The following is a 16320-nucleotide window of genomic DNA, read 5'->3' on the forward strand; positions in this document are numbered from 1 at the left end:
ATGAAACAAGCAGTACATTTTGGAGCAGGGAACATAGGAAGAGGATTTATCGGAGCACTCTTTTCACAATCTGGATATCATGTGACATTTGTAGACATAGCTGAACAAATCATCGATCAGTTAAATGATAAAAAACAATATCAAGTCAAATTGGCAACTGATCAACAAGAATCGGTCACTGTAAAAAATGTTTCAGGTTTAAACAGCTTAAAGCAGGAAGAGGAAATCATTAAGGCAATATCAGAGGCAACCTACCTTACCACTGCAATCGGTCCGAATATTTTGCCTCATATCGCTCCTTTAATTGCAAAAGGGTTAGCTTCAAGAGTGAAGGAAACCGATGAAAAACTATATGTGATCGCTTGTGAAAACCAAATATCGGCAACGGACCTTTTAGAAGGGTACATTCTCGAAAACATGGATCAAGAAACGAAGGAAAACCTAGCTGGAAAAGTATTCTTCTTTAATTCAGCTGTCGACCGGATCGTTCCTTTACAAAATAACGAGGGATCACTGGATGTATTGGTGGAACCTTATTATGAATGGGTCGTTGAAACGAATGAAAGCATTCCTGCCGTCGAAGGGATGACCATTGTAAAAGAACTAGCTCCATTCATTGAGAGAAAACTGTTTACCGTTAATACAGGACATGCCGTCATTGCTTACCTAGGTTATCTCAAAAATAACAAATCGACGATTGACCAGTCTTTGGAAGATGAAGGCATTGTAGAGCAAGTCAAGAAAACCTTAGGGGAAACGGGCGAATATTTAATAAAGCAATACGGGTTGGACGCAGATGAGCATAAGCAGTATATCGAAAAAATCATTAATCGATTTAAAAATTCCTACCTAAATGACTCAGTGAATAGAGTCGGCCGTTCACCGCTTCGTAAGCTTGGGCCAAACGACCGTCTCGTCCGTCCTGCCGTAGAAGCTAAGAAAGCCGGTCTTTCCTATACTAATCTGGCGAAGGCGATAGCAGCCGCTTTACTCTTTGATTTTAATGAAGATGAAGAAGCGCTTAAACTGCAAACGATGATCAAAGAACATGGTGTAGCTAACGCACTTAATGAAGTTAGCGGATTGGACGAAAATAGCGAAATAACCAAAATAGTTATCAATCATTACAACGAATTGAAAAAATAAAAATATACAAGATTCGAAGAACTCCTGAAATTTATTTTTCAGGAGTTTTTTCTTAATCAATAGCCAATTAAAGAAGGTACCTCTTAGCCGATATGGCAGCAAAATTTTAAAGCTCAAAGGAAGAAGTGCAAGCCGTTTAACAAAAACGAAAAAAAACCTTGTTAATAGTAATCATTACGTTTTATAATGAAAGACGGTCAAGACAAGAGTCACTTTTTAATTTTCACAAAGTGTAAATCGTAACGATTTTGATTTATTTGATGGAAGGAGCTTTTTAATGTTGGAGGATATAGCACTTGCTTGAGTTTAAGATTTTACATAAGAGGATAAGTGCCGTATTACGAGCGATTCGTGCAATTGCTCAAGAATCTGGGCTATTAAACAAGATTTAGAGAGCTGTTACTCGAGAGTTTGATGTTTAATCTCGAGTTTAGAGTATTTACTCGTAAGTTTGAAGCAAATACTCGTGAGTTTGGCACATTTACTCGTGAATTTAGAGCAAATACTCGTGAATTTGGCTGATTTACTCGTGAATGGGTGTTTTAGTTGAGTAGTTTGATTTTACACAAGATTTTGCGGCTATTGCACGAGATTTAGAGTATTTACTCGTAAGTGCGCATGTATTCCGAGTACGGTGCAAGTACATAGGCTGATTTCTGATTGGGGTAACATCAGATTGGTTCGTCATGACTACGGTGTAAATCGTAATCAATACGATTTTACATCATAAATAAATATGAAGTAATGGAGGAATATATCATGTTCAGAAAATATAAATCGATTTTTGTGCTATTTCTCTCATTCTTGCTCTTGGCTGCTTGCTCGACTGAGTCTGCGAAAGAGCAAGGGAGTGAGAAGAAGGAAGTGAATTTACTTTTTAATTTCGCAACTAGCTCGCTTGATCCGAATGTTGATACTAGTTATGTGTCACTAAGGGCTGGCATCACTGAGACATTGGTGCATCTCAATGATGAGGATTTGACTATCGAACCTTGGCTGGCGAAAAGCTGGGATAGCAGGGATGGTCAATTATGGAATTTCGAGTTGAGGGAGGGTGTGACTTTTCAGAATGGAAAGCCCATGGATGGCAAAGCGGTGAAGGCATCCTTGGAGCGGGCGATGAAAGATAGTTTAGCTATCAAGAATGCCTTGCGCATTGAATCGATTGAAGCGAACGGAAATGAGCTGACCATTAAGACAGAGGTTCCCTTTCCGGAGTTTCCATCTGAATTGGTCCATCCAAATACATCGATTATTGATGTAACGGAAAGTGACTACATAAACAAGCCGATAGGAACAGGGCCATTTGCCGTTTCGAAGTTCATACCAGGTACGGCTGTTGATCTAATCCGGTATGAGTCTTACTGGGATGGAGCCGCTAAGCTTGAGAAAGCCAGGTTTTCATTTAATGAAGATGCCAATGCACGATCTCTTGCCCTGGAATCGGGAGACGCCGATATTGTTTTCCGTCCGGAAGTGGAAAGCCTGGAAAATTTAGAAGCGATAGATGGGGTGAAGGTGGAATCCACATCGACTTTCCGTGTACATCAAATGACGATGAATTTGGAGCGTAAACCCCTGCAGGACATACACGTCCGAAAGGCGATAGATGCCTTGATCGACCGCTCTTCGATTGCGGATACGATTTTACATGGTCATGCAGAAGTGGCAACAGGGCCTTTTCCATCCACTTTCTCGTTTGCTCCGGACTATCCGAAAAAAGAGAATGGAATGGAAGCGGCTAAGGGGTTTCTTGATCAGGCGGGATATAGGAAAGTGAATGGTGTCATGCAAAAAGACGGCAAACCGTTAACGTTTACACTTCTTACATACAGTTCTCGTGCCGACCTGCCGTTAATTGCCCAAGTTTTTCAATCGGATGCCGGCCAGTTGGGGATTGATGTGAAAATCAAGCAAATAGAAATCCCGGAAGAGTATATGGCTGCCAATCGGGATTGGGATTTAACGACCTACAGCAATTTAACGGCTCCGCGCGGGGATGCTGGTTATTATTTAAATGCAACTTATCATCCAAAGGGAGCTTTGAATTTCAGCGGGGCCGATGATGATCACCTGACGTCCCTTATTGACAAGCTGAATGTAACGGTCGGACAGGAGAAGCGCTCGGATTTAGCTGAAGATATTGCGATGTATGTGGATGAACAAGTGTATAATTCGTTCATTTTACATCCGAATACACTTGTTGCCTATGACGCCGATAAAGTTGAAAACTGGATCACTTCGAGAAGCGAATACTACATGCTGACGAATGAACTGGATGTGAAGTGATGTTCCGCATCTTGTTCCGGCGATTTATTGAGGTCGTGATTTTTGTCCTTGTGATTACATTTATCTCTTTCCTTTTTGTTCGGCTTGCTCCGGGGGACCCGGTTCTTTCGATACTTCAAGTGGATGATGTTTCGATCACAAACGAGCAAGTCAATGAGCTTCGTGAAGAATTGGGGTTCAATGATCCGCTGTTCGTGCAATATGGCGATTGGTTTGCGGACTTTATCCAATTGGATTTCGGGAATTCCTATCTTACGAATCAGCCCGTTATGGAAATGATCATGGGCGGACTGCCTGCTACACTTGAGCTGACGGTTGGGGCATTGCTTGTCATGCTTGGTATAGCCATTCCTTTAGGGTCGTTTGCCGCATTGTACAGAGGAAGCTGGATTGATCAATTAAGCCGTACCGTTTCTTTGTTGGGGGCAGCCATTCCTAGCTTTTGGCTGGGCCTGCTATTGATAGATTTATTTGCGGTGCGATGGGGGGCGCTTCCAACAATGGGCAGGGACGGATTCCGTTCTTTGATTCTGCCGTCAGTCACGTTGGGGCTGGCCATCACTAGTGTGTACGTCCGTTTGCTGCGTTCGAGTTTGATTGATTCCCTCAGTCAAGATTTCATCAGGGCTGCCCGGTCAAGGGGGATTTCAGAAATCCGGATATTCTTTGTCCATGCATTTCGTTATAGCTTGCCCCCGGTCATTACCGTATTCGGTGTCAGCCTTGGCAGCCTGATAGGCGGTGTAGTGGTGATCGAAGTGATTTTTGCCTATCCAGGCATAGGTAAGATGGTCGTGGACTCGATTCGGTCGCGGGATTACCCAGTCATTCAAGGGTACCTGTTGATCATGGCCATCATTGTATTCATGGTTAATAGTGCCGTTGATTTATCTTATCGATATTTAAATCCGGAGCTAAGACTGAAGGAGAGGAAGCATGGAAAATGGAGTTAGTGTTCAAAAAACAATCCAAAAGACGTTGGAGAATGACCCTCCTATTTACGGTGATGGTTTTGGTCCTTACCGTTGCGGCTTACACCTTTCTTATCCTGAAACATGATCCGACATTGGTCAATCTGGGAGAAAGGCTATGGCCGGCAAGCATGGAACATCCATTAGGAACTGATCATTTAGGGCGTGATGTATTGACACGCCTTCTGCTAGGTGCACAGCTGACGGTTGGCTACGGGCTCTTATCCTTGTTAGCAGCTGTTATCATCGGCGTCCCATTCGGGGTGATTGCCGGATTTAAAGGAGGACTGATCGATCGGATCTTCATGCGAATTGGAGACGCGTTTCTCGCATTCCCTGATACGATCGTTGCCATTGTGCTGAGTGGCCTATTAGGGCCAGGCATCGAAAATCTTCTTTTGGCGATCGTTCTAGTGAAATGGGTGAATTATGCCCGGCTTGTACGAAGTACGGTGATCACCGAACGCCAGAAGGATTATGTCACAGCCGCTAAAATCAATGGATTAAGTTCATTCAGGATCATGCGGAAGCATCTATTTCCGCATCTCATCGGCAACGTGCTCGTCCTTTCGAGTCTCGATTTAGGGAAAATCATTTTGCTCATATCTTCCTTATCATATATCGGGCTCGGGGCGCAGCCGCCGGCACCGGAGTGGGGGGCCATGCTGAACGATGCCCGTCCATATTTTCAATCCAATCTGTTGCTGATGATTTACCCGGGGCTAGCCATCGTATTTGTCGTCCTTTTATCCAACATACTCGGTGATTATTTGCGCGATGCATTCGATGTGAAAAAGGAGGTGGAATCATGAGCATTTTATCCGTTAGGCATCTAAATATCATGGGAAAGCAAAATCATATCGTCAAGGATCTTTCATTGGATGTGCATGAAGGTGAGTGGTTCGCACTTGTCGGACAAAGTGGGAGCGGCAAAAGCATGACGGCCATGGCAATCGGCCAGCTGCTTGCACCCAATCTCCAAGCGAAGGGGGAAATATGGTATGGGGAAAAGAATCTTTTAACGCTATCCACTTCTGAAATCCGGCATTTTCGCGGAAAGCGCCTGGCTTATATTTTTCAAGATTACCAGGGTTCATTCACACCGTTCCATACCATCGGTCAACATTTCGAGGAATATCAGCGGACACATTTGAACCTTTCCAAAAAGGCAAGGCGCAAGCAAGCGGTCAAGGCGCTCATATCGGTGGGCCTGAATGAAGGTATCTACAGCAGATACCCTTTTCAATTAAGCGGTGGGCAACTTCAACGTGTATCCATTTCAATAGCCATGCTACTTGAACCGGATATATTGATAGCTGATGAACCGACCACTGCCTTGGACAGTGTATCTTCCATTAAGGTCTTGCAGCTGTTATCAAGGCTCCAAAAAGAAACCGGATGTGCAATCTTGTTCATCACCCATGATTTACGTCATGTCAGGAAATATGCGGACCGCATTGCGGTCATGAAAGACGGAGCCATTATTGAAACCGGTGATAAGGATCAGGTATTGAAACATCCACAGCATACTTACACGAAAAGACTGATTCAATCATCGCCTACACTGAGAAGAAGTCCATTTAAGCTTGAAGGAGTGTCGGGATGAGTTTATTAGACGTACGGAATGTCCATAAAACCTATGATAATGGAGTAGAAATACTGAGGAACGTGAATTTTAGCATCGAAAGGAAGGAATGCCTGGGATTAGTGGGAGAGAGCGGGTGCGGAAAAAGCACATTGGCAAGAATCATCCTTCAAATAGAATCTATTGACCAAGGAAGCATCCTATTTGAAGGAACCGCGCTGCAAAATAAAAGTGAACGCAGTTTAAACCCATACCGCAAGAATATCCAGGCCGTTTTGCAAAATCCTGCATCAGCTTTGAATCCAAAACTAAGGATAAAAGATTCACTAATGGATCCATATCTTCAATATGGCAGCCAGGTCAATATGAAACATTTTACGTATACAAGTGAAGGGAACTTTATCGGACAGCTGCTGGAAACCGTGGAGCTTCCAAAGAACTTAGCTGAACGTTACCCGCATGAACTAAGCGGCGGACAAAAGCAGCGGGTGACCATTGCGCGCGCAATCAGCATTGAACCTGCCCTCATTATATTGGATGAACCGACTTCAAGCCTTGACGTGCTGTCACAAGCGGCGGTGCTGAAATTGTTAGGCGAGCTGAGGGAGACTTTGGACATTTCTTACCTTTTCATTTCCCATGATCTGTCGGCAGTACAGGAGATGAGCCAACGGATCATGGTGATGAAAGGGGGTGTTATTGTGGATTCTTTCGAAAACGAACATCTCTTTTGCAACGATCGCCATTCATACACCAAAGAACTGATTTCGATGTTTGAATAAAGTGGTTATACCACTTTTGGGTTTTAAATCGTAACGATTTCGATTAAAGGGAAATTAGGGGGAAGTAAAGTGAAGTCGGGAGAACCATTGCGGACTCTTTCATCATCAATTCAACCATTTATTACACATTTAAACCGTGAAACCAAAGGAACGAGTTGCTTCGGCAATTCGTTTCTTTTTAAACTTACTTGACATTATAAACTTATTTAAATATAATTACTTACATAAAGTAACCGATAAAAAAAGGAGAGTTCATACATGAATAAAAATGAAGCAGGTCAAGTTTTTTTAAGGGTGATTTTAGGTCTTACCTTTTTCATTCACGGCATTTCAAAGTTTCAAGGGGGCATAGGAAACACGGCGGGATTTTTTGATAGCCTTGGTATTCCTGGGTTCATGGCTTATATCGTTGCGGGTATCGAATTAATCGGAGGACTTGCGGTTATACTTGGTTTGGGAACACGAATCGTTTCCGTCCTGTTTGCGGTCATTATGGCGGGGGCGATTTTTACGGCTAAATTATCTGCTGGTTTTCTTGGAAACGGGCAAGCGGCGGGCTACGAACTGGACTTGGCACTACTAGCCATGTCTGTCTATCTAGCGTGTACAAACCGCATAGCCCTCTCTTTGGATAACATGATTTTCAATAAAAAAGGGAAGTGACATTATGAAGAATTTTCATCAAAAACCAGTTACTTTTGTTGGCGAAGTCAGTATAAATGTTTTGGATTTAGATAAAGCCATCACGTTTTATCAAGATATCATCGGCCTTCAAGTATTGAAGAAAAATGAAAGGCAAGCTGTTTTAACGACTGACGGAAAAACCCCGTTGCTTACACTTGAACAGCCTGCTGATGTGATTCCGAAAGAAGGGCGGACGACGGGCTTATATCACTTTGCCCTTTTACTGCCGACCCGTGCCGACTTATCAATTTTCTTACGACATTTACTTCAAACGAAATATCCATTTGGAGCGGCGGATCATGAAGTGAGTGAAGCCCTGTACATTACCGATCCTGATGGCAATGGCATTGAAGTTTACTCTGACCGGCCATCGACTGATTGGAAGTGGGCCAATGGGGAGGTCGCGATGGGCACGGATCCGTTGGATGGGAATGACCTTCTGGAAGAAAGTAATGGCGAGTGGAGCGTAATGCCTGCAGGTACCTTAATGGGACATATACATTTGCATGTGTCAGATTTACGTAACACGGAAGAGTTTTACATGCAAGGTCTTGGGTTTACTGTTGTGAATCGATACGCAGGAGCACTCTTTACTTCCACCGGGGGATATCATCATCACATCGGATTGAACATTTGGAATGGTGTTGGCGCCCCAGCTCCTAAGGAAAATAGTGTGGGACTAAACTGGTATACCCTCGTTTTTGCAAATGATGAAGCGAGAGATAAAGTGATGGAACGACTGAAAGGAATAGGAGCTGTCGTTACGGAAAAAGAAGAGTTTTATGTCGTAACAGATCCATCAGGCAATGAGATTCATTTAGTCGTCTAAAAAGGGCTTATTGTAATGGAATTAAAGTAGAAAGCAATGGTGAGGAAAAATGGGATTCTTAAACAGATTATTTGGGAAAAGAGAAACGGCAACAGAGGAGAATGGGGAAATGACAAAAGTATTATTCGTAAAAGTGAACGATCGCCCTGCAGATCAGGCAATCAGCTCGAAAATGTATGACACATTCTTAGAAACATATAAAGAGACCCACCGTACAGATGAAGTGATCGAGTTGGATTTATTTAAAGAAGAACTTCCTTACTATGGGAATACAGCCATTACTGGTTTGTATAAACGCAACCAGGGTCTTGAACTGACAGCTGAAGAGGAAAAAGCGGCAAAACTGGTTGACCAATATTTAAATCAATTCCTAGCCATGGATAAAGTTGTATTCGCATTCCCTCTATGGAACGCAACGGTTCCTGCACCGCTGATCACATACCTTTCCTATTTGTCACAAGCAGGTATTATGTTCAATTATACGGCGGAGGGGCCGGTTGGGTATGCTGGCGATAAAAAGGTCATGCTATTGAATGCCCGCGGTTCGGATTATGCGTTGGAAGGAATGGCTTCTGCTGAAATGGCTGTGAATTTAGTTAAAAATATCATTAGCCTGTGGGGGATCAACAATCCGGAGGCAGTGGTCATTGAAGGACATAATCAGTATCCGGATCGGACACAGAAAATCATCGCGGATGGTTTGGAAAACGTTGCAAAAGCTGCTGAAACATTCTGATTGCGAAGTGAAAAGACTAGCAGGTAAAGGAAGGCCCTCACTATGAATGGGGGCCTTCAGACTGTAGACAAACTTGAAGAAAAGCGAGTTTGCCTGCAGTTTTTTTATTTGAATAACGTTTCAGTTGATTTCAGAAATCGGCTCCCTTTCCGCCGAATGTCTGCCAAGCCGCATCAAAGCAAGCGTCTGTGGGGTCTCGGCTAGCCAGTTATTCGGCCAGGAGTGTCGCAAAATTCTTCAATCCAGTGAGGATTCCATAAAGCAGAATTAAATCATTTATTAAAATCACGGTTCAGGATGTGACCATTCCAAACTCCCTTTTGTCGATAAACAAAAGGCCCTCATATATCAATGGGGGCCTTCTTTGTGCAGGAAAGACGTTATTTGTCCTGATACTTTTTCAAACGGTATTGAAGACTTTGGCGGCTGATATTCAGGGCTTTAGCTGCTTTAGAGATGTTCATGCCATGTTCCTTTAATACCTTCTCCAAGTATTGCTTTTCAGTATTGGCGATATAATCATCAAGAGATAATGTCGACTCCTGTAAATCTCCATTCGTTTGGACATCTTTTTTATCGGGATGAATGTCTTCAAAATGGGCTTTCTTTCTAAATAGGGTAGGAAGGTGATTGATGGCAATCTTGGTATCGCCAGGTTCCAGTAAATTCATGGCCCCTTCAATGATATGTTCAAGTTCCCTTACGTTCCCGGGCCAGTCGTAATCATAAAATAGTGAGTAAACCTCTTCGCTGATCCCTTCAATATTCAATTCGAACAGCGCATTGAATTTCTCGATGAAGGATTGAGCCAGCAAAGGGATATCCTCTTTCCGCTCACGAAGAGGAGGTATGAATAACGAAACGACACTTAATCGATAGTATAAATCCTTTCGTAAATGATCATTTGAAATGGCATCTATTGGATCCTCATTTATCGTTGCAATGACCCGAACGTCAATTTTTTTATCTTTTGTATCCCCAACACGACGAATCGTCCTTTCTTGAAGGGCCCTTAATAATTTCGCTTGCAAATTCGGATTTAACGAATTGATTTCATCAAGAAGGATGGTTCCGCCCTGTGCCTGTTCGAATAATCCAGGCCTTTCGATCGATCCGGTGAAGGCCCCTTTCTTTGTGCCAAAGAGTATTCCTTCAATTAAACTATCTGGCAGGGCAGCACAGTTTTGGCTGATGAAAGGATGTGTCGAACGGCTGCTGCCATTATGGATACTTTGGGCGAAGAGTTCTTTTCCGGTTCCCGTCTCCCCGACGATGAGGATGGAGGATGTGGTCCTGGTCGAGCGCTTGCTCTTTTCTATGACGTCCAGGAAGTTCTCACTGGTTCCGATGATGCTGTCAAACGTATATTTGGTATCGCCCTTATTTAAGATATTGTCTTTAATGATTCTTTCGAGATTCGTTATATCCTTTGCCACTTCAATTGCTCCGATGATCGTTTGGTTCGGATCCAAAATCGGAAACGTATTATTGATTGTTGTAATTTCCTGTCCAAGATTATTGAAGTATGTCTGCTTCGAGTTCTCGGTAGCCTTACCTGAATGAAGCGCCCGGATTAATGTACTCTCCGTTTCTTCCTTGAATTTAAAGATATCGTGAATCTTTTTCCCTAATACCTCATCTGATTCCATTCCTTCAATTTCAGCCATTTTCTTGTTATAAACGATGGTTCGACCCTTTATATCGATTATATGTATCCCAATATCGATTACATCCACAAGCGAATAGAGGATGGTTTGGAAACCTTCTATTTTAATGATTTGATCTAAATGCATGAATGCCTCCCGTTTTTATTCATTTCTTAGAGCTATTGTAGTGGAATTGAAGAAAAGGTGCAAATAAAATTTGCACAGCAAGGATATTTTGCATCCAGGTGCAAAAATATTTTGCGGAAAAAGTGTAAAAACACTGTTTTTTATGGTTTTATGAGTTGGCATGAATCTTGCATTAATAAAAAGTGTAAAGTTTAAGCGACAAAAACAGGGATTAGAGCAAAAAATAATGGCATACTATGTCAATTTTGCCCCGAAAGTGCTGAATTTCATTGCATATTTCATAAAAAAACAATATTTTTACGAAAAAATGAAAAGTTGGCACGGAACTTGCTTATTAAATAAGTGAGAAATAAAAACATAAACTTTAGGGAGATGAGCCATAATGGTCCAACCATATAAACACGAACCATTTACTAATTTTAAAATCGAAGAAAACAATAAAGCTTTTCAAGCGGCATTGAATGATGTAGCTAATGATTTAGGGAAGCAATATCCGCTAGTCATTAATGGTGAAAAAGTGTTTACTGATGAAGTCATTACCTCTGTAAACCCAGCAAATAAAGAAGAAGTAATTGGAACTGTGTCCAAAGCAAATAAGGACCTTGCTGAGCAAGCCATGCAAGCGGCAGATAAGACATTCCAAACTTGGAGAAAAACGAAAGCGGAAGTGCGTGCAAATATTTTATTCAGGGCTGCAGCCATCGTTCGGAGAAGAAAACACTATTTCTCTGCTATATTGGTTAAAGAAGCAGGAAAGCCTTGGAATGAAGCGGATGCAGATACAGCGGAAGCGATCGACTTCATGGAATACTATGCACGCCAAATGCTGAAGCTTAAAGACGGCATGCCAGTGGAAAGCCGTCCGATTGAACACAATGCCTTCAGTTATGTTCCACTTGGTGTCGGTGTTATCATCTCACCTTGGAATTTCCCATTTGCGATCATGGCAGGCATGACGACAGCAGCCCTTGTTTCAGGTAATACCGTCTTATTGAAACCGGCCAGTACAACACCGGTCATTGCAGCAAAATTCATTGAAGTATTGGAAGAAGCGGGCTTACCGGCAGGAGTAGTGAACTTCATTCCAGGAAGCGGTGCTGAAGTTGGTGATTATTTGGTAGATCATCCTCGCACACGTTTCATCAGCTTTACCGGATCTCGTGATGTTGGAATCCGTATTTATGAGCGTGCGTCTAAAGTTCATGAAGGCCAAATTTGGTTGAAACGTGTCATCGCTGAAATGGGTGGAAAAGACACGATCGTTGTTGATAAAGAGGCTGATTTGGAATTGGCAGCACAATCAATCGTCGCTTCTGCATTCGGATTCTCTGGTCAAAAATGTTCTGCTTGTTCACGTACCGTCATCGTGGAAGATGTATATGACCAAGTCTTGAATCGTGTCATTGAATTAACGAAAGAAAAAACGGTCGGGGAACCAACCGATGTAAACAACTTCATGGGTCCGGTTATCGATCAAGCCGCTTTCGACAAAGTCATGAGCTACGTTGAAATCGGTAAACAAGAAGGGAAACTTGTTGCAGGTGGAGAAGGAGACAATTCAAAAGGTTTCTTCATCCAGCCAACCATCATTGCTGATGTGGATGAGAATGCACGAGTCATGAAAGAAGAGATTTTCGGACCAGTGGTAGCGTTCTGTAAGGCGAAAGATTTCAATCATGCTATCGAAATCGCCAATAACACGGATTATGGATTAACAGGTGCGGTCATCTCGAACAATATTGAACATATCGAACAGGCGCGTGAGGATTTCCACGTAGGTAACTTGTACTTCAATCGTGGCTGTACTGGTGCCATTGTAGGATACCAGCCATTTGGCGGATTCAATATGTCAGGTACAGATTCAAAAGCGGGCGGTCCTGATTACTTAGTTCTGCATCTTCAAGGAAAAACAACATCTGAAACGCTATAATTTGAGGGGGAATCAACATGACAACAGTAACGGAAAAATTAATCGAGCAAACAGAACAATATGGTGCAAACAATTATAATCCACTTCCAATCGTCATTTCGAAGGCAGAAGGAGTTTGGGTGGAAGATCCTGAAGGAAACAAATATATGGATATGCTAAGTGCCTATTCAGCAGTGAACCAAGGCCACAGGCATCCGAAAATCATCGACGAATTAAAAAAACAAGCAGATCGCGTGACATTGACGTCCCGTGCATTCCATAGTGATAAATTAGGCCCGTGGTATGAAATGGTGTCCCGCATTACGCAAAAAGACATGGCGCTGCCTATGAATACAGGTGCTGAAGCCGTTGAAACAGCAATCAAAGCTGTTAGGCGCTGGGGTTATGATGTTAAAGGAATTGCAGAAAACCAAGCTGAAATCATTGCTTGTATCGGGAATTTCCATGGCCGTACGATGGCAGCCGTTTCATTGTCATCCGATGATGAATATAGAAGGGGCTTTGGACCGATGTTACCAGGGATCAAGCTTATCCCTTATGGTGATCTTGATGCATTGAAAGCAGCGATTACACCGCAAACGGCTGGATTTTTAATCGAACCGATTCAAGGTGAAGCGGGAATCATCATACCGCCACAAGGATTCTTAAAAGAAGCTTACGAACTGTGTAAAGAAAATAATGTCCTATTCGTTTCTGATGAAATTCAATCAGGACTTGGACGTTCAGGAAAAATGTTCGCCTCTGACTGGGATGGAGTAGTTCCGGATATGTACATTTTAGGCAAGGCGCTTGGCGGCGGGGTTTTCCCAATCTCTTGCGTAGCTGCAAACCGTGAAATCCTTGGCGTATTCAATCCTGGTTCACATGGTTCCACATTCGGCGGCAATCCATTGGCATGTGCGGTTTCCATCGCTTCATTGGAAGTCCTTGAAGATGAGAAGCTTGCGGAACGTTCATTGGAGCTTGGACAATATTTCATGGATAGTTTAAAAGAAATCAAGAATCCGATGATTAAAGAAATCCGTGGTAGAGGTCTATTCATCGGGGTTGAATTGACAGAAGCTGCAAGACCTTATTGTGAGCAACTTAAAGAAGAAAAACTGCTATGTAAAGAAACACATGATACAGTCATCCGTTTTGCTCCGCCGTTAGTGATTACAAAAGAAGAATTGGATTGGGCAATCGAACGCATTAAAAGAGTTTTATCCTAATATCCCTATGAGGTGAATTCCATTGAGTACAACGATCAAAGAAGAAAAAGAAACTGCCAGCTTGCTTGAATCAACACAGGTCGTAATCAAGGAGGCGCTGGATAAGCTTGGATATTCTGAAGAAGTATTCGAGCTTTTGAAGGAACCTCTTCGTATGCTGACCGTCCGTATTCCAATTAAGATGGATGATAATACGACGAAGATATTCACTGGGTACCGTGCCCAGCACAACGATGCCGTTGGTCCGACAAAAGGTGGGATCCGTTTTCATCCTGAAGTAGATGAGGAAGAAGTCAAGGCACTGTCAATGTGGATGAGTTTGAAATGCGGAATTGTGAATCTGCCATATGGCGGAGGAAAAGGCGGCATCATCTGTGATCCGCGCCAAATGTCCATTGGTGAATTGGAAAGACTTAGCCGCGGGTATGTTCGGGCGATCAGCCAAATAGTTGGGCCGACTAAAGATATTCCGGCACCGGATGTTTATACGAATTCACAAATCATGGCATGGATGATGGACGAATACAGTAGAATAAGAGAACACGATTCTCCAGGTTTCATTACAGGTAAGCCACTGGTACTGGGCGGTTCACACGGTAGGGAAAAGGCGACTGCACAAGGTGTCACCATCTGTATCGAAGAAGCGGCAAAGCGTAAGGGCATAGAATTGAAAGGTGCACGCATCATCGTCCAAGGGTTTGGGAATGCAGGAAGCTTTTTAGCCAAATTCATGCATGATGCAGGTGCGAAAGTGATTGGCATCTCGGACGCATATGGTGCAATATATAATCCGGATGGTCTGGATATCGATTACTTACTTGATCAAAGGGATAGCTTTGGAACGGTAACGACACTATTCGAAAACAAAATCACCAATCAAGAACTTTTGGAACAAGATTGTGATATTTTAGTGCCTGCTGCCATCTCCAACCAAATCACCAAAGATAATGCACATCTTATCAAGGCCCAAATTGTCGTGGAGGCAGCGAATGGACCTACCACTTTAGAGGCAACCAAGATCTTGACGGAACGGAATGTGCTTCTTGTACCCGATGTATTGGCAAGTTCAGGCGGTGTGACTGTTTCTTACTTTGAATGGGTTCAAAATAATCAAGGTTATTATTGGGAAGATGAAGAGGTCCAAACCAAATTAAAAGCGTTATTGGTCAACTCATTTAATCAAATATATGAAATGTCCGAGACTAGAAAAGTGAATATGAGGCTGGCGGCATATATGGTGGGTGTCAGAAAAATGGCAGAAGCCTCGATATTCCGTGGCTGGGTTTAAGCTTTAGTCTAATAATGGAGAGTGGAGGAGTGATTCCGTGTTAAAACCGATTCATACCATCGAGTGTGTACATGATGGGACCATCGAACAAGTTTACGTTCAAAAGAATTCCTATGTTTATGAATGGGAGAGGCTCTTTTTAGTGAAAACGGAGGATGGGAAATTGATTGATGTTTCAATAGGTGCCAGTGGTCACATTACTGAAATCAATGTCACGGCAGGGGATCCTATAAACAGAAAGCTACCTTTAGCTTTGCTCCAAGACGATTTTATTATAACTGGCTCTGATTGATTATAGGAAAAAGGGTGTTCCAAAGGCGGAAACTATTCGGCTTTTGGGATGCTCTTTTTTTGTTGTTTTAAAGCGCAATCGGATCTTTAAGGGTAAGTCAGGGAAAATTTTGAAAAAGATATTTTTCGATCGGACCGGAGGAAATCGATAGGGTTCAGGTGGAAGGAACTTATATGGGCGGTTCTTTGGTTCATCAGTAAGAAAGGGGGAAAACTAAGTAAAAATAATAGGGGACGAAAAGGGGGAGATTTCCTTTTCGTCCCTTTCACTATCTTGGAACGGATGAAAGGAACTTTCTATAGTGAGAAACTTTTTACTCTTTTCTTGCAAGGGAGCCTTGGAATCTACTTGAGAGTAAATGGCGCACAAAGTCTTATTGGGGAGAAGGAAAATGGAACTAGAATAACAATAGTGAAAAATAAAAGCGCCTTCGCTGACGGTATTCTTAACAAGCCATGGTTCAGCGAAGTTTTTGGAAGGAATTGTTGGGTTCGTGGCACTGAAAGTGATTAATGGCATATTGTCATATTCGCTTTCATAAACTGTTATGGGATACAAACAAGCCAAGGATCATTTAATTGCCCAGATGGGAGGTGATCGTGATTGCCCGAAACCGATTCAACCGCTTGTCGTGCTTTCTAGGAAATTAAGCCCATAGCTCGAAATATTATGTTAAAATACAACTTGGAATCTAAACATCAAATAAATAGTGGTTTTTCTTAATTCAACCAAATATGCAATAAAATGGTGAATATTCAGAATTCCACTGTTTAAAAAAGGGGAG

15 protein-coding genes are annotated in these 16320 nt (G+C 42.5%); 14 read left to right on the plus strand and 1 reads right to left on the minus strand.

The genetic code is table 11. The annotated features are described in order from the left end of the window. The 9 genes from QUF94_RS06890 (at position 1) to QUF94_RS06930 (ending at position 9022) form a co-directional block, all read left to right on the plus strand. Positions 1–1146 (plus strand): mannitol-1-phosphate 5-dehydrogenase, encoded by a 1146-nt coding sequence (locus QUF94_RS06890; protein ID WP_289315200.1) that lies wholly within the window; start codon positions 1–3, stop codon positions 1144–1146. Between the two features lie 759 nt (positions 1147–1905). Continuing rightward, positions 1906–3435 carry a nickel ABC transporter substrate-binding protein gene (gene nikA / locus QUF94_RS06895; protein WP_289315201.1) on the plus strand — a complete coding sequence of 510 codons (1530 nt, stop codon included), beginning with the start codon at positions 1906–1908 and terminating at the stop codon, positions 3433–3435. Further along, complete coding sequence (gene nikB / locus QUF94_RS06900) at positions 3435–4388, plus strand: nickel ABC transporter permease (RefSeq protein WP_289315202.1); 954 nt, start codon at positions 3435–3437, stop codon at positions 4386–4388. Before nikA ends, nikB begins: the two co-directional genes overlap by 1 nt. Continuing rightward, positions 4379–5218 carry a nickel transporter permease gene (gene nikC, locus QUF94_RS06905; protein ID WP_289315203.1) on the plus strand — a complete coding sequence of 280 codons (840 nt, stop codon included), beginning with the start codon at positions 4379–4381 and terminating at the stop codon, positions 5216–5218. Before nikB ends, nikC begins: the two co-directional genes overlap by 10 nt. Next, the gene (locus QUF94_RS06910; protein ID WP_289315204.1) at positions 5215–6012 is read left to right on the plus strand and encodes an ABC transporter ATP-binding protein; all 798 of its coding nucleotides are present in this window, start codon (positions 5215–5217) and stop codon (positions 6010–6012) included. Before nikC ends, QUF94_RS06910 begins: the two co-directional genes overlap by 4 nt. Continuing rightward, positions 6009–6773 (plus strand): ABC transporter ATP-binding protein, encoded by a 765-nt coding sequence (locus QUF94_RS06915; RefSeq protein ID WP_289315205.1) that lies wholly within the window; start codon positions 6009–6011, stop codon positions 6771–6773. Before QUF94_RS06910 ends, QUF94_RS06915 begins: the two co-directional genes overlap by 4 nt. 258 nt (positions 6774–7031) lie before the next feature. After that, positions 7032–7436 (plus strand): DoxX family protein, encoded by a 405-nt coding sequence (locus QUF94_RS06920; protein WP_289315206.1) that lies wholly within the window; start codon positions 7032–7034, stop codon positions 7434–7436. Positions 7437–7440: 4 nt separating this feature from the next. Continuing rightward, the gene (locus tag QUF94_RS06925) at positions 7441–8286 is read left to right on the plus strand and encodes a VOC family protein (RefSeq protein WP_289315207.1); all 846 of its coding nucleotides are present in this window, start codon (positions 7441–7443) and stop codon (positions 8284–8286) included. Positions 8287–8335: 49 nt separating this feature from the next. Then, positions 8336–9022 (plus strand): FMN-dependent NADH-azoreductase, encoded by a 687-nt coding sequence (locus tag QUF94_RS06930; RefSeq protein WP_289315208.1) that lies wholly within the window; start codon positions 8336–8338, stop codon positions 9020–9022. Positions 9023–9402: 380 nt separating this feature from the next. On the opposite strand, the gene QUF94_RS06935 is transcribed toward QUF94_RS06930, so the two are convergent. Continuing rightward, a complete protein-coding gene (locus QUF94_RS06935; RefSeq protein ID WP_289315209.1) occupies positions 9403–10815 on the minus strand; it encodes a sigma-54 interaction domain-containing protein in 1413 nt (470 codons plus the stop codon). Between the two features lie 382 nt (positions 10816–11197). On the opposite strand from QUF94_RS06935, the gene pruA reads away from it, so the two are divergent. From pruA to QUF94_RS06960, 5 genes are all read left to right on the plus strand, one after another. Next, complete coding sequence (gene pruA / locus QUF94_RS06940; protein WP_289315210.1) at positions 11198–12745, plus strand: L-glutamate gamma-semialdehyde dehydrogenase; 1548 nt, start codon at positions 11198–11200, stop codon at positions 12743–12745. A 17-nt stretch (positions 12746–12762) separates the two neighbouring features. Continuing rightward, positions 12763–13956: an ornithine--oxo-acid transaminase gene (locus QUF94_RS06945; protein WP_289315211.1), complete on the plus strand. Its 1194-nt coding sequence runs from the start codon at positions 12763–12765 to the stop codon at positions 13954–13956. A 22-nt stretch (positions 13957–13978) separates the two neighbouring features. Further along, entirely contained in the window at positions 13979–15244 is a 1266-nt protein-coding gene (locus tag QUF94_RS06950) for a Glu/Leu/Phe/Val family dehydrogenase (RefSeq protein WP_289315212.1), read from the plus strand. 37 nt (positions 15245–15281) lie between these two features. Beyond that, complete coding sequence (locus QUF94_RS06955; protein WP_289315213.1) at positions 15282–15536, plus strand: biotin/lipoyl attachment domain-containing protein; 255 nt, start codon at positions 15282–15284, stop codon at positions 15534–15536. A 273-nt stretch (positions 15537–15809) separates the two neighbouring features. Further along, the gene (locus QUF94_RS06960) at positions 15810–16049 is read left to right on the plus strand and encodes a hypothetical protein (RefSeq protein ID WP_289315214.1); all 240 of its coding nucleotides are present in this window, start codon (positions 15810–15812) and stop codon (positions 16047–16049) included. The last annotated feature ends 271 nt before the right edge of the window (positions 16050–16320 follow it).

Source organism: Peribacillus sp. NJ4 (assembly GCF_030348345.1).
Classification (GTDB): Bacteria; Bacillota; Bacilli; order Bacillales; family DSM-1321; genus Peribacillus.